The sequence below is a fragment of the Sphingomonas parva (ex Maeng et al. 2020) genome, from assembly GCF_004564275.1.
Taxonomy (GTDB): domain Bacteria; phylum Pseudomonadota; class Alphaproteobacteria; order Sphingomonadales; family Sphingomonadaceae; genus Allosphingosinicella; species Allosphingosinicella parva.
In genome coordinates this window covers 99,804-120,797 of record NZ_SPDV01000012.1, presented here as the reverse complement: position 1 = coordinate 120,797, position 20,994 = coordinate 99,804, and the positions used below count along the sequence as shown (strand labels likewise).

Genomic DNA, 20,994 nt, shown 5'->3' with positions numbered 1-20,994 from the left:
TCAGATACCGGTGGTGACGTCGATCGACTGGCCTTCGGCCAGCGTCACGATCGCCTTCTTGACGTCCGAGCGCGTGTAGGGACGACCCTTCCAGCGCTTGGTCTTGCCCTTCTGCGTCAGGGTGTTCACGCCCTTGACGCTGACGCCGAACAGCGCCTCGACGGCCGCCTTGATCTGCGGCTTGGTGGCGGAGTTCGCGACCTTGAAGACGTAGCCGTTCTGCTCGCTGAGCAGCGTCGTCTTCTCGGTGATGTGGGGCGCGAGGACGACATCGTAATGATTGATGTCGACCTGGCTGTTCTTCGCCTTAGCCATTGAACCGGGCCTCCAGCTTCTCGACCGCGGCGCGGGTCAGCACCAGAGTCTCATGCTTCAGAATGTCGTAGACGTTGGCGCCGATCGCCGGCAGCAGGTCGATCTGGCGCAGGTTCGACGACGCCTGGGCGAAGCCGACGTTCAGCGCGTCGCCGTCGATCACCAGCGCGGTCTTGCCGAGCCCGAGCTTGCCGAGCTGCTCGCGAACCGCCTTGGTCTTCGCTTCCTGGACGTCCAGGCTGTCGAGGACGATCAGCTGGCCGGCCGCGGCCTTGCTGCTGAGCGCCATCTTCAGGCCGAGCGCGCGGACCTTCTTGTTCAGCGACGGATTGAAGTCGCGGACGCGGGGACCATGGGCCTTGCCGCCGCCGATGAAGACGGGAGCGCGGCGATCGCCGTGACGGGCGGTGCCGCCGCCCTTCTGGCGGCCGAACTTCTTGCCGGTGCGCGCGACGTCGGAGCGCTCGCGGGCGGCGCGGGCGGTGCCGCGGCGCTTCTCGAGCTGCCAGGTGACGACGCGGTGCAGGATGTCCGCGCGCGGCTCGACGCCGAACACGGCATCGTTGAGCTCGATCTCGCCGCTGCCCTTGGCATCGAGGGTCTGAACCTTGACCTTCATGACTTAGCCTTCCTGGGCTTCGGTGGCTGCCGCCGGAGCGGGAGCGTCGGTGGTGGAAGCGGCCTGGCGGATGCCGGCCGGATACGGCGCCTCGGCGTGGCGGGCGACCTTGACGGCGTCCTTGACCAGCAGCCAGCCGCCCTTGTGGCCCGGAACCGAGCCCTTGACGAAGATCAGGCCGCGCTCGACGTCCGTGCGGACGACCTCGAGGTTCTGCTGGGTGCGGTTGCGGGCACCCATGTGGCCGGCCATCTTCTTGTTCTTGAAGACGCGGCCCGGATCCTGGCGGTTACCGGTCGAGCCGTGCGAACGGTGCGAGACCGAGACGCCGTGGGTGGCGCGCAGACCGCCGAAACCCCAGCGCTTCATGGCGCCGGCGAAGCCCTTGCCCTGGGTCACACCCTGGATGTCGACCAGCTGGCCGATCGCGAAATGGTCGGCGGAAATTTCCGCGCCCACGTCGAGAAGCGCGTCCTCGGCCACGCGGAACTCCGCGAGGCGGGCCTTCGGCTCCACCTCGGCCTTGCCGAAGTGGCCGCGCTGCGGCTTGGTCAGGTTCTTGGCCTTGGCAGTGCCCGCGCCGACCTGGACAGCGACGTAACCGTCGTTGTCGGCTTCCTTGCGCGCCACCACCTGAACGTTGTCGAGAGCCAGGACGGTGACCGGCACGTGGCGGCCGTCTTCCTGGAACAGTCGGGTCATACCCATTTTCTTCGCGATCACGCCAGTGCGCATGATCCACACTCCTTAAACAGAGGCCCGCGAGAACTTGTGCGTTCCCGCGGGCGTGCCAGCCCAAAAAAGATACGTGCCCCGCTTGGGCCATTCCCCGCCGAAGCGGAGATGCGGGGGACGCAGACCACGGCAAGCCGTGCGGTATCCCAATTCCCACAAAGTGTTACTTTGTGCGGGCCCCTCGGAGCCCGTCGCCACGCCGGCCTTTCGCCGCGTGACCCGAATCCCTTGGCTCCGAATCTCGGAGCCGCGCCAGCCCTTTAGGCCAGCTTGATCTCGACATCAACACCTGCCGCGAGGTCGAGCTTCATAAGCGCGTCGACGGTCTGCGGAGTCGGCTGCACGATATCCAGCAGCCGCTTGTAGGTGCGCACCTCGAACTGCTCGCGCGACTTCTTGTCAACGTGGGGCGAACGGTTGACGGTGAACTTCTCGATGCGCGTCGGGAGAGGACTGGGGCCGCGGATGAGAGCGCCGGTGCGACGCGCCGTATCGGCGATGTCGCCGGTCGCCTGGTCGAGCACACGATGATCGAACGCCTTCAGGCGAATGCGGATATTCTGCGTTTCCATGTCCATACCGATGCGAAAGAGCCAACCCTCGTGAGAGGGCAATCAAACAAAGCTTTACCGGAGCCTCGCGGCCCCGGTTCGGCCTTAACTCGTCTTGAAAAGGCGAGCCGCCCGAATCTCCCGACCCGGGCGGCTGACGCCCTATATTACTTCGTGATCTCGGCGACAACCCCGGCGCCGACGGTCCGGCCACCTTCGCGGATCGCGAAGCGCAGGCCCTGATCCATCGCGATCGGAGCGATCAGCTTGACGCGCAGCTGCACGTTGTCGCCCGGCATCACCATCTCGGTGCCTTCCGGCAGGACCACTTCGCCCGTCACGTCGGTCGTGCGGAAGTAGAACTGCGGACGATAGTTGGCGAAGAACGGGGTGTGACGGCCGCCTTCGTCCTTCGAGAGCACGTAGACCTCGGCCTGGAAGTCGGTGTGCGGCGTGATCGAGCCCGGCTTGGACAGGACCTGGCCGCGCTCGACGTCCTCACGCTTGGTGCCGCGCAGCAGCGCGCCGATGTTGTCGCCCGCCTGGCCCTGGTCGAGCAGCTTGCGGAACATCTCGACGCCGGTGACGGTGGTCTTGGCGGTGTCGCGGATGCCGACGATCTCGACTTCCTCGCCGACCTTGACGATGCCGGTCTCGACACGGCCGGTGACGACGGTGCCGCGGCCCGAGATCGAGAACACGTCCTCGATCGGCATCAGGAACGGACGATCGAGCGGACGCTCCGGCTGCGGGATGTAGGAGTCGACGGCAGCCATCAGCTCCAGGATCGCGTCGTGGCCGATCTTGCGGTCCGAATCCTCGAGGGCGGCGAGCGCCGAGCCCTTGATGATCGGAATGTCGTCGCCCGGGAAGTCGTAGGACGAGAGCAGCTCGCGGATCTCGAGCTCGACGAGCTCGAGCAGCTCGGGATCGTCAACCTGGTCGACCTTGTTCATGAACACGACCAGCGCCGGAACGCCGACCTGACGGGCGAGCAGGATGTGCTCGCGGGTCTGCGGCATCGGGCCGTCGGCGGCCGACACGACCAGGATGCCGCCGTCCATCTGGGCGGCGCCGGTGATCATGTTCTTCACGTAGTCGGCGTGACCCGGGCAGTCGACGTGCGCATAGTGGCGGTCGGCGGTCTCATACTCGACGTGGGCGGTCGAGATGGTGATGCCGCGCTCGCGCTCTTCCGGCGCCTTGTCGATGTTGTCGTAGCTGGTGAAGGTCGCACCGCCGGTCTCGGCGAGAACCTTCGTGATCGCCGCGGTCAGCGACGTCTTGCCGTGGTCGACGTGACCGATGGTGCCGATGTTGCAGTGCGGTTTCGTCCGCTCGAACTTAGCTTTCGCCATTGTGCCTTACCCTCGTCTTGAAGTTCCAAATTCAATGTTCAGCGATCAGGCGAGCTTCGCCTTGACCTCTTCGGCCACGTTTGCCGGCACCTCGTCATAATGCGAGAACAGCATCGTGTACTGAGCCCGGCCCTGCGTGAAGGAACGCAGCTCATTAACGTAGCCGAACATATTCGCAAGCGGCACCATCGCCTCGACCACCTGGGCGTTGCCCCGGCTGTCGGTGCCCTGGATCTGCCCACGGCGGCTGTTGATGTCGCCGATGACGTCGCCGAGATAGTCCTCGGGGGTGACGACCTCAACCTTCATGATCGGCTCGAGCAGCTTGATGCCCGCCTTCTGGGCGGCTTCGCGCATCGCACCGCGGCCGGTGATCTCGAAGGCCAAAGCCGACGAGTCGACGTCGTGATACTTGCCGTCGAGCAGCTGGACCTGGAGATCGATGATCGGGAAGCCGATCAGCGAACCGGTCTCGGCGGTCTCGCGCATGCCCTTCTCGACCGACGGGATGTACTCGCGCGGGATGTTGCCGCCCTTGATCTCGTCGAGGACCTGGAAGCCCGAACCGCGCTCGCCCGGCGACACCTTCACCTTGACCTCGCCGAACTGGCCGGAGCCGCCCGACTGCTTCTTGTGGGTGTAGGTGAGCTCGACCGGCTTCGCGAGATACTCGCGATAGGCGACCTGCGGAGCGCCGACGTTGGCGTCCACCTTGAACTCGCGCTTCATGCGGTCGACGAGGATCTCGAGGTGGAGCTCGCCCATCCCCTTGATGATCGTCTGGCCCGATTCATGATCGGTCGACACGCGGAACGACGGATCCTCGGCGGCCAGGCGGTTGAGGGCGATGCCCATCTTCTCCTGGTCGGCCTTGGTCTTCGGCTCCACCGAGAGCTCGATGACCGGCTCCGGGAATTCCATGCGCTCGAGGATGACCGGAGCCGTGGACGCGCAGAGCGTGTCGCCGGTCGTCGTCTCCTTGAGGCCCGCCAGGGCGACGATGTCGCCCGCATAGGCCACGTCGATGTCCTCGCGGCTGTTCGCATGCATCAGCAGCATGCGGCCGATCTTCTCCTTCTTGTCCTTCACCGAGTTCAGGACGGTGCTCTTCTCGAGCTTGCCCGAGTAGATGCGCGCGAAGGTCAGCGAGCCGACGAACGGATCGTTCATGATCTTGAACGCCAGCGCGGAGAACGGCGCTTCGTCGGACGCGGCGCGAGTCTCGGTCTCGTCGCTGTCCGGCTTCAGGCCCTCCACCGGCGGGATATCGAGCGGCGACGGCAGATAGTCGACGACGGCGTCGAGCAGCGGCTGCACGCCCTTGTTCTTGAACGCCGAGCCGCAGAGGACCGGGACGAACGAGAAGTTCAGCGTACCCTTGCGGATCAGCTTCTTGAGGGTGGCCGTGTCCGGCTCGTTGCCCTCGAGATAGGCCTCCATCACAGCGTCGTCCTGCTCGACCGCGATCTCGATCAGCTCGGCGCGGGCGGCGGCGGCCTCATCGGCGAGATCGGCCGGGATGTCCTGATATTCGAACTTCGCGCCCAGCGACTCCTCGAGCCACACGATCGCGCGGTTCTCGACGAGGTCGACGAGACCCTTGAAGCTGCTCTCGATGCCGATCGGGAGATAGAGGACGGCCGGGCGGGCGCCCAGGCGGTCCTTGATCATGTCGACGCAGCGCTCGAAGCTCGCGCCGGTGCGGTCGAGCTTGTTGACGAAGCACATCCGCGGGACCTTGTACTTCTCGGCCTGGCGCCAGACGGTCTCGGACTGCGGCTCGACGCCGGCGACGCCGTCGAAGCAGGCGACCGCGCCGTCGAGGACGCGCAGCGAGCGCTCGACCTCGATGGTGAAGTCGACGTGGCCCGGCGTGTCGATGATGTTGATCCGGTGGTCGTTCCAGAAGCAGGTCGTCGCGGCCGACGTGATCGTGATCCCGCGCTCCTGCTCCTGCTCCATCCAGTCCATGGTCGCGGTGCCCTCGTGGACCTCGCCGATCTTGTAGGACTTGCCGGTGTAATAGAGGATGCGCTCGGTCGTCGTCGTCTTGCCGGCGTCGATGTGCGCCATGATGCCGATGTTGCGATAGCGCTCGAGCGGATGGCTGCGGGCCATGATCTTAACTCCAATGTCGGGAGGGAACCGCGCCAGCGGCCCCGATCCCGACGATATAGTGATTACCAGCGATAATGCGAGAAGGCGCGGTTGGCTTCCGCCATGCGGTGCGTGTCCTCGCGCTTCTTAACCGCATTGCCGCGATTGTTCGCGGCATCGAGCAGCTCGCCGGAGAGGCGGGCGGCCATGGTGTTCTCGCTGCGGGCGCGGGCCGAACCGATCAGCCAGCGGATGGCGAGAGCCTGGGCGCGCTCGGCGCGGACCTCGACCGGCACCTGGTAGGTCGCACCGCCGACGCGGCGGCTGCGGACCTCGATGCCCGGCTTCACGTTGTTCAGCGCGTCATGGAACACGCCGAGCGGATCGCGCTTGGCGCGCTGCTCGACCGTGTCGAGGGCACCGTAGACGATGCCTTCGGCGACCGACTTCTTGCCGTCGAGCATGACGGAGTTCATGAACTTGGACAGCACCACGTCCCCGAACTTCGGGTCGGGCAGGATTTCGCGCTTTTCGGGGCGACGACGACGGGACATTGTTTGATACCCTTCTTAACTTCAGGCGCCGGACGGAGCCGGCAGAGCCTTACTTCGGACGCTTGGCGCCGTACTTCGAACGGGACTGGCGACGGTCCTTGACACCCTGGGTGTCGAGCACGCCGCGCAGGACGTGATAGCGGACACCCGGAAGGTCGCGAACGCGGCCGCCGCGGATCAGGACCACCGAGTGCTCCTGGAGATTGTGGCCTTCGCCGGGGATGTAGCTGATCACCTCGCGCTGGTTCGTCAGACGAACCTTGGCGACCTTGCGAAGCGCCGAGTTCGGCTTCTTCGGGGTGGTCGTGTAGACGCGGGTGCAGACGCCGCGCTTCTGCGGGTTCTGCTCCATCGCAGGAACCTTGGATTTCGCCTTCTGCGGCTCGCGACCCTTGCGGATCAGCTGATTGATCGTCGGCATGAAGCCCTTCACCTTAAGTTACTTTACTGAGGCGCAAAATGCGCAAAAAACAGGGCGGCCAACCGGCCCCCTGGCCCTTGCGTCGCATCAGCAATGTTCAAGCTCTTGTGCCCGTCCAGGCACGGCATCTGGGTCTTCGAGAAGAACCACCACCGGCCCCGGGCGAGGCGGCCTATAGCCGCGAGTCCCAGATGGGTCAACGGGCGAAGTTTGCAAGGCCTTGAGCGGATTCGGTTTCGCCGCCCTCGGGCAGCCGCGACGGCTCAGGCCGCGGTCAAATCCAGCCGCCGCTCTATCCGTTCGATACGTGTCCTGAGCCCCGTCAGCTCCATGCGGATCTGGGCCAGGTCGCCCATCATCGCTGCAACATGCTGCTCCAGCGATGAAAGGCGCGCGTTCTGGCTTTCCTGAACCCGCCGGAAGTCGGCGAACTCGGCATGCATTCGCTTCAGCAGTTCCAGCGTGTGCTCAGCGACGTCCATGCATCCTGTCTACCGCATCGGCGATGAACAACCAACTACTCGGTCGTCTCGCCGGTCCACTCGTCATTGTCGTGGTCGCGCTCGGCCTGCTCCTTGGTCTTGTGGACCACCTTGTCCTTGTGCTCGGGCGGGCCGTAGATCGTGTAGAGGCGCAGCGGCTCGGCGCCGGAGTTGACGACGTTGTGGCGTGCGCCGGCCGGCACGATCACCGCGAAATCGTCCTTCACCGCATTGGCCGCGCCGTCGATATAGACGGTGCCCTCGCCTTCCTCGACGCGGAAGAACTGGTCGCGGTCCTCGTGGACCTCCTCGCCGATCTCCTCGCCCGGCTTCAGCGTCATCAGCACCAGCTGGAGGTTCTTGCCGGTGTAGAGCACCCGCCGGAAATCCTCGTTGGCGACGGTGACCTCCTCGATGTTGTCGCAATAGCCCTTCATTCGCTCTTCGCTCCTTTCGTGGCTCCTGAACACGCGCGGCGGCTGCGCTGTTCCCGCTCAACGGAGCGGATCGTGACCCCAGTTCATCAGCGAATAGCGCCAGCGCGAGGTCACCATGTTCTCCGGCTCCTGGGCACGGTGGCGGCGGACGAAGCCGACGACCTTGCGCATGTGGGCGTAATCCTCGTCGTCGCGCGCGGCGTCGGGCGTGCGCAGGATCGCGGCAATCCGCCGCGCCGAGGCCCGGCCGATGCTCTCGCTCTGCCCGGGCCGCGTCTGGCCGACCGCGCGGCTCTCCTCCGTTTCCAGCCACGCCTCGATCTCCTCGGCGCTCATGTTGACCGCCGCCTCGAACGCGGCGCGGATGCTGGCGCGGTCGGGCGTCACCCCTCGTTCTTCACGATCTCGCCGCCCTTGATGACGACGTCGACATCCTCGAGCGCGCGGACGTCGCGGATCGGATCGCCGTCGACGGCGACGATATCGCCCCAGCGGCCGATCGCGATCGCGCCGACGTCCTTCTCGCGGCCGAGAGCCTCGGCGGCGGTGCGCGTCGCCGCCTGGATCGCCTCCATCGGCGTCATGCCGTATTCGACCATATAGCGGAACTGGCCGGCGGCGGTGCCGTGCGGCATCACGCCGGCGTCGGTGCCGAAGACCATCTTCACGCCGGCGCGGTGCGCAGCGCGGAAATTGTCCCGCTGAATCTGCGCGACCTCGCGGTCCTTGCGCAGATTGTCCTCGAGCACGCCGTTCGCGGCGCCCTCGGCCTGGGTATATTCGGTGTTGAAGATGTCCATCGACAGATAGGCGCCGCGCTCCTTGGCAAGGCGAATGCCCTCCGCGTCGATCAGGCTGGCGTGCTCGATCGTGTCGATGCCGGCGCGGATCGCCGCCTTGATGCCGGCGGCGCCATGAGCATGGGCGGCGACCTTTAGGCCCCATTGATGGGCCTCCTCGGCGATCGCCCGCAATTCCTCCTCGGAAAGCTGCTGCTGGCCGGGCTCGGTGTTGCGGGAGAAGACTCCGCCGGTGGCGCAGACCTTGATCACCTCGGCGCCGTATTTGCGCTGCTCGCGCACCCGGGCGCGAAGCTCCTGCGGTCCGTCGCCCACCGCCTTGCCGCGCGCGGCGAGCGAGGGCGGAAGGTAGGTCTGGTCGCAATGGCCGCCGGTCGCGCCGAGCGCATGGGCGGCGGGCACGATGCGCGGGCCTTCGATCAGCCCCTCCTCGATCGCCTGCTTGTAGCCGACGTCGGAATAGTTTTCGGAACCGACGTTGCGCACCGTGGTGAAGCCGGCGCGGAGCATGTCGCGCGCATTCTGCACGCCCTGCGCCACCCAGAACATGTCGGTGAACTGCAGGCCCGAATAGCCGCCGTAGCGCGGATTGGCGTCGAGATGGACGTGCATGTCGATCAGGCCCGGCAGGATCGTCTTGCCGGGCAGATCGATGCGGCGCGCACCGTCGGGAATGTTGGGGCGGCCGCCGTTGCGCGACACCACGGTGGAGATGCGGCCGTCGGTGATCACCACCACCGGCTCCTCGACGACCCGGCCGGCGAGCACGTCGATCATCCGGTCGGCGGTGACGACGACCGTCTCTGCCGGCGCGGGAGCAGCGGCAGCGCCGGCCAGGAGCGCAAGGAGGAGTAGATGGCGCATCGGTAACGGCTCCGTCGGCAAGGTTGCACGCCGACCTAGCCGCAGCGAAACGGATTAGGCCAGCAGCTTCTTCATCTGGTCCAGCACCGTGATGCCGGAGAGCAGGCCGAACAGGGCGACGGCCCAGACCAGGGCCGCGATCCGATAGCCGGCGGGGCGCAGCTCCGGCGCGAGCAGGCGGCGATTCAGCACGATCAGCAGCGCCGAATAGACGAACATCATGAAGGCGGCGACGCAGCCGGCGATGACGAGCAGGACGAGCGGCTGGTCGATGCCGCTGGCGATGATCGCAATGCCGGTCAGCACGATCGTCCAGACGATGCCGGCATAGACCACGCTCTCGCTCCGCCGCCGCCAATAGTTGGTGCGCAACACGTCGGCGGCGAGGCGGCTGGTATAGTCGACGATGCCGAGCGCCGCGGCGAAGAGGGAGAAGGCGCCGATCGCGAGGAACAGGGTGCCGAACCAGGGCCCCACCCTGTCGGCCAGGATTCCGGCCTCGATCGCCAGGAAGGAGATGTCTCGCGGCAGCCCCTCGCGGCCGGAAAGCGTGGCGTAGGCGAGCAGCGAGGTGAACAGGATGGTGACGAAGCTGATCGCGACGAAGGTGGCGAGCTGCTCGACATTGGCGAAGCGCCACCAGGCCCGCCACCGCCCCATCGCCTCGGCATCGGGCTCGAAGCGCCAGCCCGTCGCGGCATCGGCGACCGGCTCGCCGGTCAGCGGGCTGACGATCCGCGGCGCGTGCGCGCCCATGCCGAAGCCCTTGTCGCGGATCCAGTTCGACTGGCAGAGATTCTGCCCGCCGCCGGCGCCGGCATAAGCAAGCGCACCGAGCAACAGCGGCCAGCCGAGCTCGCCCGCGGACATCGCGACTTGCGCGGCCATTGCCGGAGCCTCGATCCACGCGCCGGGCGGGATTGCGAACAAGGTGGCGACCACGATCAGCAGGCCGACCGCCGCGACCTTCAGCATCTGCGTTCGCTCGAGCGCCCGGTAGACGACCGGAGAGAGCGTCAGGACCAGGCCGATCGCGACCAGGATTCCGATCGCGATCCAGCGCACGTTCCCGCCGACGAGATAGGTGACGAGGGTGGCGGCGCCGGTCGCCCAGCCCGGCCAGAGATTGGCGGCGATGGCGAGCAAGGCGAAGACCAGGCCCCAGTGGCGGCCGAGGCGGCTGAAGCCGGTCAGCACCGTCTCTCCGGTCGCCAGCGTGTAGCGCTCGATCTCCATGTTGATGAAGAACTGGGTGGCGAGGCCGACGGCGGCGGCCCAGAGGAAGACGAGGCCGACCTGGCTCGCGATATAAGGGTAGAGGATGAACTCGCCCGAGGCGAGGCCGACGCCCGCGGCGACGATCCCGGGACCGACGATCCGCCACGGCGAGGCGGGCGGCGCGGGCAGCGTCGCCGGCTTGAGCGGCGGCAGATATCCCGCCTCGGCCTCCGTCCGCCCCTCGCCCGAACGGTTCATTGCGCCGGGGCCGTCACGCGCGGCGGCGGGGCGAACGGCGCGATGCCGAACTTCGCGTAGATCTCGCTCGGGAAATAGACCGTGCCGTCCTTCACCACCATCGAGATCGTCTTGATCGCTTTCAGGTCCTTCGTGGGATCGCCGGGGACGAGGAAGAAGTCGGCGAGCTTGCCCTTCTCGATCGAGCCGAGCCTCTGATCCTGGCCGAGATAGGCCGCCATGTCCCAGGTCGCGCGCTTCAGCACCTCCGCGGGGCTCATGCCGAGCCGCTGGAACAGCTCGAGCTCGCGGTGATAGGTGAAGGCGCCGCCGAGATCGGTGCCCGGCACGATCATCACGCCGCGCTGGTGCAGCGCCTTCAGCGTCGCGACGATCTGCTCAAAGGCGGCACGATAGGCAGCATCGTCGCCCGGCTCGGAGAGATCGACCCAGGCCTGCTTCGCCTGGCGCTGCTCGGCGACCGGGAGATGGTCGAGATAGTCGGCCATGCCGACGGGAACCTCGCCGTTCCGCGTCTGGGTGAACGTCTCGTGGATCGCGATCGTCGGATCGATCGCGATCTTCCGGCTGACGATCATGTCCATCGTCTTCCTGACCTTCGGCTGATCGAGGTCGAAGCCCTTGAGCCGCCGCAGCGCGGTCAGCCGCAGCAGGTTGCGCGTATCCTCACCGGGCTGGAGCACCCAGCCGAGCACGAACTGGTTGATATGGGTGAGCTCGTCATAGCCCGCCTCCATCATCGCATCGGCGGTCGAGAAGGCGGGCACGTGACCGGAGACGCGCATGCCGAGGCGGTGCGCCTCCGCGACCATGGCCGGCACCCACGCCGGATCGACGCTGTTGTAGATCTTGATCTGCCAATAACCGCGCGCGCCGTACCAGCGCACCGCTTCGACCGCTTGGGCCTCGGTCTCGGCGACGATGCCGTTGTTCGAGCTGAAGGGGCTGCGGCCCTCGATGAAGCCGCTCTTGACGATGCGCGAGCCGGCCGACCGGCCGCTCTCGATGCGCGCGATGATGGCTTCGAGCTCGTCATTGTCGTTGCCCATGTCGCGGATCGTGGTGATCCCCGCGGCGAGGTTGAGCACGGCGTCGTCCTCGGAGACGTGGCCGTGCATTTCGGTCATGCCCGGAACCAGCGTGCCGCCGGCTCCGTCGATCGTCACCTCGCCCGGCGTCGCCGGGCTGTCGAGCGGCTCGACGGCGGCTATCGCGTTGCGCCAGACCAGCACCGATTTGGGCTCGGTGAGCGCCAGCGCCTTGGGATCGAACAGGCGCACGTTGCGGATCCGCACCGGCGCCTCCCAGCGATGGGCGGCGGCCTTCTGGATCTCGGCGTAGCGCGCCGCCGACATCGTCTCGGCGAGATCGCGGAGCCTCTGGTCCTCGCCTTCATAGCCCTTGCGGACGGTGACGCCGCGGCCGCCGATCGAGGCGAACAGCCGGCCCTCGCCGTCGAGCAGGAAATAGGTCGGATTGAGGCTCATTCCGGTCAAGGCGTAGGCGGTGACCTCGATCGGCCCGCCGGCGCCGCGCACCGTCAGCGTCTCGCCCTTGTCGAGCCGCAGCGTCCCGCCGGGACGCGCGGGCATCTGGTGGTCGGAGTCGGCGAGCAGCGCGCGGCCGTAGAGTCCGAGCGCGAAGGGGCTGCCGTTCTGGGCGATGTAGAGGCTCGGCGCCTGGACCGCAGCGCGCCCCGAGCCTGTGGTGTCGGTCCAGCGCGCCGTCTTCCCGCTCAGGGCAAACGTCTCGTCCACCTTGCCGCCGAACGTCGTCGCGCCGGTCACCCGCCAGGCGGTGGGGATGCCGTTCGCATCGACGGTCAGCGTCTCGGCGATCGTCGGCCCGCGCCCGTTGTTCTTGACGTCCCATTCGATCGAGGTACGCGCACCCTCGGTCGTCGCATCGAGATGACCGACGTTCCGCCCGCCGACGATCACGGTGTAGCTTTCGCTCCGCGGTGCCGCGGACAGCGGTGCGATGGCGGTGGCGGAAAGAAGGGCGGCGGCGAGCGAAGAGGCACATTTCATGCCCGAGATAGAGCATGGCCTCCGACGGGCTTCAAGCCGGCCGGTTCAGCCGCGCCCGCACCGCGGCAACGAACGCCTCGGCGGCACCATCATCGTCTTCGAAGCCCCTGATTCGCACGAGATCATGCCGCAACTCTAAAACGATCTCGCGCACATCTACCCAGTTCGCGCGTCGGGTCTCAATGCGAACATCTTCAACCTCGTCCCAGACTGCAGGTCGTGCGCGGAGGCTCGGATGGAAAGATATGCCACGCTGAGACGCCGTGGCAGCGACTCCGTCGGCCCAGCGGTGGCCGAGCCGGACGAACCACCACAACAGGAGTCCGGCCGGAAGCAACCAGAGCACCGCTATGCCGCCGACGGTCGCGCCATTAGCGAGTTCGGCGAGGGCGCGCCGCCTGCCGTGCCCGAGGAAGCCGGGGCGAGCCGCTGCGACTCCGAAGGCGACGATGCAGACGGCGAGCAGGGGCAGCACACAGCCCATGTTGCCGGTGGCGAAGCGCAATTCCACGGACGTGCCGGCGTTCGGCTGCGCACTGGCCGGCGGCGTGTCGACAGAGTGTGAAGGCGGAATCACGCCGCTTCACAGCATGGGCGCCGGCTCTGCGCAATGAAGCGCTTATTGGCCGATCTTGCCCTGCAGCTGCTTCGCCTGGTCGAGGTGACGCTGGATCGGAGCCGCCACGGTCGATGCGTGCTGCTTGAGCGGTGCCGCGTCGCCGCTCGCGGCATAGCCCTGGACCAAGGCCAGCGCCGTCTCGTGCGCGGGTATTTGCTGGGAGAGGAAGAGCTTGTCGAAATCGGCGCCGCTCGCCGCCTGCAGCGCCTGCACATTGCCCTGCTGCTCCGCGGTCATGGCCGACAGGACGGGAACGGGCGGCTGCACCTGGGCCGCCGCCGTCTTGAGCTCGGCAGTCGATTTCTCGTGATCGGTCACCAGCATCCCGGCGAACGCCTTCACCTCGGCATCCTGCGCCTTCTGCTGCGCGAGCCGGGCGCTCTCGATCTCGAACATGTCGCTCGCCGCCGCCGTGGCGACGTAATCGGCGGCCGTTCCGGCCTCGGTGGTCGCCGCCGTGTTGCCGGTCGCGGGCTCGCCGGTCGCCATGTTGTCGGTGGCGAGGCTGTCGCTCGCCTCGGCGCTCTCGTTGGCGCCGCCGCCGCCGCTGCATGCGGCGAGGGTCAGGGCCGTCGACGCGAAAAGGATGGTGAGCCGCATTGCCGCTCCTCCTCGATCATGATGATCGGCCCCGAACGTCTCGCGAGAGGCGCCGTTCCGCCGCAGCGGAACGGATCGCTCAATAATGCAGCGCGCGTCCGTAGGCGTCGAGAACGCTCTCGTGCATCATCTCGGACAGCGTCGGGTGCGGGAAGACCGTGTGCATCAGGTCTTCCTCGGTCGTCTCGAGCTGCCGCGCGATCGCATAGCCCTGGATCAGCTCGGTGACCTCGGCGCCGACCATGTGCGCGCCGAGCAGCTCGCCGGTCTTGGCGTCGAAGACGGTCTTGATGAAGCCTTCCGCCTCGCCGAGCGCGATCGCCTTGCCGTTGCCGATGAAGGGGAACTTGCCCGTCTTCACCTCGTGCCCCGCCTCCTTCGCCTTGGCCTCGGTCAGCCCGACCGAGGCGACCTGCGGCCGCGAATAGGTGCAGCCCGGAATGTTCCAGGTCTCGAACGGATGCGGCTTCTTGCCGGCGATCGCCTCCACGCAGACCACGCCCTCGTGGCTGGCCTTGTGGGCGAGCCAGGGCGGACCGGTGACGTCGCCGATCGCATAGACGCCCTCGACGTTGGTGCGGCCGTAGCCGTCGGTGACGATATGGCCGCGGTTGGTCTCGATGCCGAGCGCCTCGATCCCGATGTTCTCGGTGTTCGGAACGATGCCGATCGCGACGATGCAGTGGGAGAATTCCTCGGTCGCGCCGCCCTTCAGCGTCGCCTTGACGCCGCTGGCGCCGGTCTCGATCTTCTCGACGCCGGAGCTGACGTGGATCTTCATCCCCTGCTTGGTCAGCGCCTTGTGCACGAACGCGGAGACCTCCTCGTCCTCGACCGGCAGGATGCGGTCGAGCATCTCGACGATCGTCACCTCGGCGCCCATGTCCGAATAGAAGCTGGCGAACTCGACGCCGATCGCGCCGGAGCCGATCACCAGCAGCTTCGACGGCATCTCGCTCGGCACCATGGCGTGGCGATAGGTCCAGATGCGCTTGCCGTCGGCCTTCGCGAACGGCAGGTCGCGGGCCCGCGCGCCGGTCGCGACGATGATGTGCTTGGCGTTGAGCTCGGTCGTCTTGCCGTCCTTGGTGACGGTGAGCACGCCCTTGCCCTTCAGCGCGCCGTCGCCCTCGACGACCGTGACCTTGTTCTTCTTCATCAGACCCTTGACGCCGGCGTTGAGCTGCCCGGCGACCTTACGGCTGCGGTCGACGATCTTGGCGAGGTCGAAGCTCACTTTCTCCGCCGAGAGGCCGTAAGCCGAGGCGTGGGTGAGATAATGGTTGATCTCGGAGGTCCTGAGCAGGGCCTTGGTCGGGATGCAGCCCCAGTTGAGGCAGATGCCGCCCAGCTTCTCGCGCTCGACGATCGCCGTCTTGAGCCCGAGCTGACTCGCCCGGATCGCCGCGACATAGCCGCCGGGCCCGGAGCCGAGAACGATGAGATCGTAAGTGTCAGCCATTCTCGCCCCCTCTTACGCCAGCATGCCGAGCGGGTTCTCGACCAGGCGCTTGAACGCCTGCATCAGCTGGGCGCCGTCGGCGCCGTCGATCGCGCGGTGATCGAAGCTGCCGGTGGCGCTCATCACGGTCGCGATCTGCAGGCTGTCGTCGACCACGTAGGGCCGCTTCTCGCCGGCGCCGATCGCCATGATCATGCCCTGCGGCGGATTGATCACCGCCTCGAACTGCTTGATCCCGTACATGCCCATGTTGCTGAGGCTGGCGGTGCCGCCCTGATATTCCTCGGGCTTCAATTTGCCTTCGCGGGCGCGGCCGGCGAGCTCCTTGATCTCGGTGGCGATCGCCGAGAGCGCCTTGGAATTGGCGTCCTTGACGATCGGCGTGATCAGCCCCGTCGGAGTCGAGACGGCGACCGAGATGTCGGCGCGCTGGAACGTCACCAGCTCGCTGCCCGTGTACATGACGTTGCAGCTCGGCACTTCCATCAGCGCCGCCGCCAGCGCCTTGATCAGCATGTCGTTGACCGACAGCTTGACCCCACGGCTCTCCAGCCCGGCGTTGAGCTCGGAGCGCAGCTTGAGCAATTTGTCGAGCTGGACGTCGACGGTGAGATAGATGTGCGGGACGGTCTGCTTCGATTCGGTGAGGCGGCGCGCGATCGTCTTGCGCATGTTGGAGAGCTTGACTGCCTCGTGCGGGATGTCCGGCACGCCGTGGACGACCGGCGCCGGCGCCGCTGCGGGCGCACCTGCCGGAGCCGCCGCGGGCGCTGCGGCCGGCCTGGGCTGACCCGGCCGGGCGCCGTCGATGTCCGCCTTGACGATGCGGCCGCCGGGGCCGGTGCCCTGCAGCGCCGAAAGATCGATACCCTTCTGCTCGGCCAGCCGCCGCGCCAGCGGGCTGGCCTTGACGCGGTCGCCTGCGCCGGGCTGCGCGCCCGTCGGCGCCGCCGCGGCGATCTTCTTGTCCTCGGCCGGGTTGGCGCCATAGCCCTTCACCTCGGGCGACGGCGCGGGCGTGGCCGGCTGGCCGGCGCCGGTCTCGCCGCCGTCCTTGGCGACGGGCTCGGCCGCCGCGGCCGGTGCGGAGGCGGCACCGACGTCCTCGCCCTCGGAGGCGATCAGCGCGATCACGGTGCCGACCTTCACCTCGTCGGTCCCCTCCGCGACGAGAATCTTGGCGATCGTCCCTTCGTCGACGGCCTCGAACTCCATCGTCGCCTTGTCGGTCTCGATCTCGGCGAGCAGGTCGCCGGCGGCGACGGTGTCGCCCTCCTTGACCAGCCATTTTGCGAGGGTGCCCTCTTCCATCGTGGGCGAAAGGGCGGGCATCTTCAGTTCGATGGGCATTTGCGCCGAACTCCTGGGCGTCGACTTGGCTTCATGCCCAAACAGCATAGGAAGGCCCGCGGTCAAGGCCTGTCCTTCGCGCGCACCGCCGCCAGCGCACCCGCCCGCCGTCCGCTGCGCTTGAAAGGCCTGTCGATCCGTCGCACCATGGCCGCTCGAAACGGGGGCAAGCATGGGTTCCTACCTGGTGGTGATCGACGACACGAACGAGGGACGAGTCGCGTTGCGCTATTCGGCGCGGCGCGCGGCGCGGACCGGCGCGAGCGTCGAAGTGCTGGCGATCGTGCCGCCGGCCGAGTTCGTCCAATGGGGCGGCGTCCAGGCGGCAATGGAGGAGGAGGCACGGCTTCGTGCCGAGGCGATGCTGCTCGAGGCGACCGGCGCGATCGTCGAGGAGGCGGGCATCCGCCCGTCGATCCTGGTCCGCCAGGGCGAACCGGAGAAAGCGATCGCCGAGCTGCTGAAGGAGCGCAGCGACATCTCGGCCTTGATCCTCGGCGCCGCCGCGGAAGGCGGGCCGGGGCCGCTGGTCACCCATTTCTCGGGGGCGATCGCCGGCACGCTCCCCTGCCCGCTCGTCATCGTTCCCGAGCGACTCGCCGAAGAGGCGCTGGACCGCCTGACCTGAGCGGCCGCCCTGCGGGGCGCGTGGAAGGGAACGGCCGGCGTCCCCCGGGGTTCAGCCCCGCTCGCCGGGATACGGCGCGACGCGGTGCGCCTTCACCCGCTTGGTCCTGACCTTCACCCGCGGCGCCGGAGCCCGCTCGGTGACATAATCGTAATAGGTCACCTGCTCGACCACGGGGGCGGTGGTCACCGTCGTCTCCGTCACCACCACCGGTCCGCACGAGCAGGCGCCATAGCCGTAGGTCGCGCCGTAGCCATAGCCGTAGCCCTGATGGTAGCCGGCCGGCGGCGGCGGCGGCCCGTAGCCCGGGCCCGGCGGCGGCGGGCCGTAATCGGGCCCTTCGGCATAGGCTTCGTCGCCGCCGCAGCCGTTGCGGTCGCAATTCTCGGCCCATTCATAGTCCCAGCGCTCGGGCTGGAAATCGCCGTCTCCGACATAGACCGGAATGCCGCTGCGATCGTAGCCCCAGCGATCCTGATAGCGGTCCCACTCATAACCGTAGCGGCCGTCGCGGACCCGGCCCTCGCGGTCGATCAGCAGGGCGTCGTCATAATAACGGATCCAGCGCGTGCCTGCGTAGGGCTGCGGGAAGCCGTACATCCCCCAGTTCTGGACGACGAACTGCGGGCCCCACCAGAAGGACGGAACGAAGCCGCCCCGGTTGATCCGCGAGATGTGCCCGAAGCGCCCGCCGCCGCCGCGCATATTGTGATGAAAGCGCGTGACATTGCCGCCGTGCATCTGGCCGGGCGCGTGACCGACCATCGCCCCCGGCGGCGGACGATGCATCTGGCGCATGCCGGCGCCGGGCCCGGCCGAGCCCAAATGGCTTCCCCGCGGCGCCATCGGCGCACCCTGGGCGCCGGCGGCCGCCGCGCCCGCGATCGCGACGGGCGGCACGGCATAAGGATCGGGATCGGACACGGTCTGGGCCGCGGCGACCGGCGCCAGAGCGGCCGATGCGGCCAATGCGACAACCAGCTTGAGCGTGCTCATCTCTGCAGTCCCCTGTGCGTAAGCAGGCGCGCCCGAACCGCAGGCCGGTCCTGACGTTAACGCTTTCTTAACGCTTGGACGCAGTTTTTTCTACCGAGGCGAGCCGCGGCGCCAGGAGCCGTGCCAAATCGACACAGCCGGCGACATCCTGCGCGTCGAACCGTGCGGTGCGTGGACTGTCGAGATCGATGACGCCGATCAGCATGCCTTCGTGCACCACCGGCACGACCAGCTCCGACGCCGAGGCGGAGTCGCAGGCGATGTGGCCGGGGAAGGCATTCACGTCCTCCACGCATTGCGGCTCGAGCGTCGCCGCCGCGGCGCCGCACACGCCTTTGCCGAACGGAATGCGGATGCACGCGGCGCGACCCTGGAACGGCCCGAGGACGAGCTCCCCCTCGACGTTGCGGTAGAAGCCGGCCCAGTTGAGGTCCGGCAGCGTCTCCCAGAGCAAAGCCGCGATGTTGGCCATGTTGGCGACCGCATCCGGCTCTCCGGCCGTCAGCGAATCGGCCGCCGCGACAAGCTCGCGGTACAACTCGGCCTTGTCTCCGGCCGCGATCCTGAAATCGTACACTCTCGTCTCCGTCTCTTCCGGCGGGCGCGCCGCTCAGTCGAGGCTGATCCGCCCGCGGCCCTGCTTGATTGCGCCGCGCTGCTTCTTGCCTTCGAGCCTCTTCGCCTTGGCGGCGCGCGACACCTTGGTCTTGATCCGCTTAGGCTTGCGGATGTGGGCCTTGCCGATCAATTCCGCCAGCCTCGCCCGCGCCTCCTGGCGGTTGGCGTCCTGGCTGCGGTGGGTGCGGGCGGTGATCACGATCTCGCCGTCGCTTGTCATCCGGCTGCCGGCGAGCTCCTTCAGCCGTCGGTAGACCGGCGGCGCCAGGCCGAGCTTGAAGACGTCGCAGCGCAATTGCACCGCGGTCGCCACCTTGTTGACGTTCTGCCCGCCCGGGCCGCTCGAGGCGATGAACGTCTCCTCGAGCGCGTCTTCCGGGAGGACGAAGGGCTCAGGCGTCTCCATCGGCGAACCCGGCGGCGGTGAAGGTCGGCGGCAACGGCGCCAGCGCCTCGATCGGCGCCTTGCCCGGCCGCTCGACGCTCAGCGTCCGCGCGTGAAGCAGCATCGGCCCCCGCCCCGCGCCGTAGACCGGGTCGCCCGCGATCGGCAGGCCGAGCCCTTCGGCGGCGTGGACGCGAAGCTGATGGGTGCGGCCGGTCTGCGGCATCAGCAGGAGCAAGGCCCGGCCGTCCTTCACCGCCAGGCGGCGCCACCGCGTTACCGCCGGCTTGCCCTTGTGCGCGTCCGGCACGATCCGCCATCCCGCCTCACGGCTCGAGATCTTGGCGAGCGGCATGTCGATCTCGCCTTCCTCCGCCTCCGGCACGCCGTCGAGCACGGCGAGATAGGTCTTTTCGACCCCGCCCGCCTCGAACGAAGCGGCGAAGCGCTTGTGCGCCTTGGGATTTCGCGACAGGAGAAGGCAGCCGCTGGTGTCGCGGTCGAGCCGGTGGACCGGCGCCGGCGGGCGCTGGAAGCCGAAGCGCAGGGCGGGCAGATAATGCTCGAGGCTCTCGCGGGTCCGGGGTCCGGGGTGGACGGCGAGGCCGGCGGGCTTGTCGATCACCAGCGCCTCGGCATCGATGAAGAGGACGCGATCTTCCCACATCGCGCCGCCCTGCCACGACTGTGGCGGATACGCAACGACCCGCGCAAGTTTCGGTAATCCGGCCTTAATCTCGAATTAACCTTTTGCGTTCATACCTCCAATAGTTAATGACTAGGCGACCAGCGAAGCGAGGGCGAAAAATGCCCTGCACGCGGAGCAAAAGGGGCGATGCCGATATGCGAGTGCTGCTGATCGAAGACGAGCCGACGACGGCGAAGAGCATCGAGCTCATGCTGGGCGCAGAAGGCTTCAACGTCTACACGACGGACCTTGGCGAAGAGGGTTTGGACCTCGGGAAGCTCTATGATTACGACATCATATTGCTCGATCTGAACCTTCCCGACATGCACGGTTACGACGTGCTGAAGAAGCTCCGCATGGCGAAGGTCGGCACGCCCGTCCTGATCCTGTCCGGCATCAGCGAGATGGATTCGAAGGTGCGCGCCTTGGGCTTCGGCGCCGACGACTACGTCACCAAGCCGTTCCACCGCGACGAGCTGGTCGCCCGCATCCACGCCGTGGTGCGCCGCTCCAAGGGCCACAGCCAGTCGGTCATCCGCACCGGCAAGCTGGCCGTCAACCTCGACGCCAAGACGGTCGAGGTCGACAGCGCCCGCGTCCACCTCACCGGCAAGGAATATGCGATGCTGGAGCTGCTCTCGCTCCGCAAGGGCACGACCTTGACCAAGGAAATGTTCCTCAACCACCTCTACGGCGGCATGGACGAGCCGGAGCTGAAGATCATCGACGTCTTCATCTGCAAGCTCCGCAAGAAGCTCTCCCTCGCCTGTGGCGGCGACAATTACATCGAGACCGTCTGGGGCCGCGGATACGTGCTGCGCGATCCGGACGACATCGAGCAGGCCCAGGTCGCGTAGCGCCGGCCGAAAGATCACGTACGCCGGACATCCGGCGTGGGGAAGAACCGGC

At 67.4% G+C, this 20,994-nt stretch carries 24 protein-coding genes; 2 read left to right on the top strand and 22 right to left on the bottom strand.

Features of this window, described 5'->3' with window-relative positions; genetic code table 11:
* From E2493_RS08230 to E2493_RS08145, 18 genes are all read right to left on the bottom strand, one after another.
* Positions 1 to 315 carry a 50S ribosomal protein L23 gene (locus E2493_RS08230; protein WP_135085587.1) on the bottom strand — a complete coding sequence of 105 codons (315 nt, stop codon included), beginning with the start codon at positions 313 to 315 and terminating at the stop codon, positions 1 to 3.
* Positions 308 to 934, bottom strand: coding sequence for a 50S ribosomal protein L4 (rplD, locus tag E2493_RS08225; RefSeq protein ID WP_135085585.1), 627 nt, complete (start codon positions 932 to 934; stop codon positions 308 to 310). Before rplD ends, E2493_RS08230 begins: the two co-directional genes overlap by 8 nt.
* A gap of 3 nt (positions 935 to 937) precedes the next feature.
* Positions 938 to 1,669, bottom strand: a complete 732-nt coding sequence (rplC, locus tag E2493_RS08220) for a 50S ribosomal protein L3 (RefSeq protein WP_135085583.1) — start codon at positions 1,667 to 1,669, stop codon at positions 938 to 940.
* A gap of 260 nt (positions 1,670 to 1,929) precedes the next feature.
* Positions 1,930 to 2,241 (bottom strand): 30S ribosomal protein S10, encoded by a 312-nt coding sequence (gene rpsJ, locus E2493_RS08215; RefSeq protein WP_135085622.1) that lies wholly within the window; start codon positions 2,239 to 2,241, stop codon positions 1,930 to 1,932.
* Positions 2,242 to 2,387: 146 nt separating this feature from the next.
* Positions 2,388 to 3,578 (bottom strand): elongation factor Tu, encoded by a 1,191-nt coding sequence (tuf, locus tag E2493_RS08210; protein WP_135085581.1) that lies wholly within the window; start codon positions 3,576 to 3,578, stop codon positions 2,388 to 2,390.
* Positions 3,579 to 3,623: 45 nt separating this feature from the next.
* Positions 3,624 to 5,696: an elongation factor G gene (gene fusA, locus E2493_RS08205; protein WP_135085579.1), complete on the bottom strand. Its 2,073-nt coding sequence runs from the start codon at positions 5,694 to 5,696 to the stop codon at positions 3,624 to 3,626.
* A gap of 62 nt (positions 5,697 to 5,758) precedes the next feature.
* Complete coding sequence (rpsG, locus tag E2493_RS08200) at positions 5,759 to 6,229, bottom strand: 30S ribosomal protein S7 (protein ID WP_135085578.1); 471 nt, start codon at positions 6,227 to 6,229, stop codon at positions 5,759 to 5,761.
* A gap of 49 nt (positions 6,230 to 6,278) precedes the next feature.
* Positions 6,279 to 6,650, bottom strand: a complete 372-nt coding sequence (gene rpsL / locus E2493_RS08195; protein ID WP_028969180.1) for a 30S ribosomal protein S12 — start codon at positions 6,648 to 6,650, stop codon at positions 6,279 to 6,281.
* 263 nt (positions 6,651 to 6,913) lie between these two features.
* The gene (locus E2493_RS08190; RefSeq protein WP_135085576.1) at positions 6,914 to 7,132 is read right to left on the bottom strand and encodes a hypothetical protein; all 219 of its coding nucleotides are present in this window, start codon (positions 7,130 to 7,132) and stop codon (positions 6,914 to 6,916) included.
* Between the two features lie 35 nt (positions 7,133 to 7,167).
* Positions 7,168 to 7,569 (bottom strand): cupin domain-containing protein, encoded by a 402-nt coding sequence (locus E2493_RS08185; RefSeq protein WP_135085574.1) that lies wholly within the window; start codon positions 7,567 to 7,569, stop codon positions 7,168 to 7,170.
* 57 nt (positions 7,570 to 7,626) lie between these two features.
* Positions 7,627 to 7,956 carry a DUF3140 domain-containing protein gene (locus tag E2493_RS08180; RefSeq protein ID WP_135085572.1) on the bottom strand — a complete coding sequence of 110 codons (330 nt, stop codon included), beginning with the start codon at positions 7,954 to 7,956 and terminating at the stop codon, positions 7,627 to 7,629.
* Positions 7,953 to 9,233, bottom strand: a complete 1,281-nt coding sequence (locus E2493_RS08175; protein ID WP_135085570.1) for a Xaa-Pro dipeptidase — start codon at positions 9,231 to 9,233, stop codon at positions 7,953 to 7,955. The genes E2493_RS08180 and E2493_RS08175 overlap by 4 nt, the downstream gene beginning before the upstream one ends.
* A 54-nt stretch (positions 9,234 to 9,287) precedes the next feature.
* Positions 9,288 to 10,709: an Nramp family divalent metal transporter gene (locus E2493_RS08170; protein ID WP_167737447.1), complete on the bottom strand. Its 1,422-nt coding sequence runs from the start codon at positions 10,707 to 10,709 to the stop codon at positions 9,288 to 9,290.
* Positions 10,706 to 12,739 (bottom strand): amidohydrolase family protein, encoded by a 2,034-nt coding sequence (locus E2493_RS08165; protein ID WP_135085568.1) that lies wholly within the window; start codon positions 12,737 to 12,739, stop codon positions 10,706 to 10,708. The genes E2493_RS08170 and E2493_RS08165 overlap by 4 nt, the downstream gene beginning before the upstream one ends.
* A gap of 31 nt (positions 12,740 to 12,770) precedes the next feature.
* Positions 12,771 to 13,250, bottom strand: coding sequence for a hypothetical protein (locus tag E2493_RS08160; protein WP_135085566.1), 480 nt, complete (start codon positions 13,248 to 13,250; stop codon positions 12,771 to 12,773).
* A gap of 108 nt (positions 13,251 to 13,358) precedes the next feature.
* Positions 13,359 to 13,958, bottom strand: a complete 600-nt coding sequence (locus E2493_RS08155; RefSeq protein ID WP_135085564.1) for a DUF4142 domain-containing protein — start codon at positions 13,956 to 13,958, stop codon at positions 13,359 to 13,361.
* Between the two features lie 79 nt (positions 13,959 to 14,037).
* Positions 14,038 to 15,420, bottom strand: coding sequence for a dihydrolipoyl dehydrogenase (gene lpdA, locus E2493_RS08150; protein ID WP_135085562.1), 1,383 nt, complete (start codon positions 15,418 to 15,420; stop codon positions 14,038 to 14,040).
* 12 nt (positions 15,421 to 15,432) lie between these two features.
* Entirely contained in the window at positions 15,433 to 16,770 is a 1,338-nt protein-coding gene (locus tag E2493_RS08145; RefSeq protein ID WP_135085560.1) for a pyruvate dehydrogenase complex dihydrolipoamide acetyltransferase, read from the bottom strand.
* 172 nt (positions 16,771 to 16,942) lie between these two features.
* Between E2493_RS08145 and E2493_RS08140 the strand changes: the two genes are divergently transcribed.
* Positions 16,943 to 17,398, top strand: a complete 456-nt coding sequence (locus E2493_RS08140) for a universal stress protein (RefSeq protein WP_135085558.1) — start codon at positions 16,943 to 16,945, stop codon at positions 17,396 to 17,398.
* A gap of 51 nt (positions 17,399 to 17,449) precedes the next feature.
* Here E2493_RS08140 and E2493_RS08135 read toward each other — a convergent pair whose 3' ends face one another.
* From E2493_RS08135 to E2493_RS08120, 4 genes are all read right to left on the bottom strand, one after another.
* A complete protein-coding gene (locus E2493_RS08135) occupies positions 17,450 to 18,394 on the bottom strand; it encodes an RcnB family protein (RefSeq protein ID WP_135085556.1) in 945 nt (314 codons plus the stop codon).
* Positions 18,395 to 18,461: 67 nt separating this feature from the next.
* The gene (locus E2493_RS08130) at positions 18,462 to 18,971 is read right to left on the bottom strand and encodes a GAF domain-containing protein (protein ID WP_135085554.1); all 510 of its coding nucleotides are present in this window, start codon (positions 18,969 to 18,971) and stop codon (positions 18,462 to 18,464) included.
* Positions 18,972 to 19,004: 33 nt separating this feature from the next.
* The gene (gene arfB / locus E2493_RS08125; RefSeq protein WP_135085552.1) at positions 19,005 to 19,418 is read right to left on the bottom strand and encodes an alternative ribosome rescue aminoacyl-tRNA hydrolase ArfB; all 414 of its coding nucleotides are present in this window, start codon (positions 19,416 to 19,418) and stop codon (positions 19,005 to 19,007) included.
* The gene (locus tag E2493_RS08120) at positions 19,405 to 20,064 is read right to left on the bottom strand and encodes an RluA family pseudouridine synthase (RefSeq protein ID WP_135085550.1); all 660 of its coding nucleotides are present in this window, start codon (positions 20,062 to 20,064) and stop codon (positions 19,405 to 19,407) included. Before E2493_RS08120 ends, arfB begins: the two co-directional genes overlap by 14 nt.
* 176 nt (positions 20,065 to 20,240) lie before the next feature.
* On the opposite strand from E2493_RS08120, the gene ctrA reads away from it, so the two are divergent.
* Complete coding sequence (gene ctrA, locus E2493_RS08115) at positions 20,241 to 20,942, top strand: response regulator transcription factor CtrA (RefSeq protein ID WP_135085548.1); 702 nt, start codon at positions 20,241 to 20,243, stop codon at positions 20,940 to 20,942.
* Positions 20,943 to 20,994: the final 52 nt, after the last annotated feature.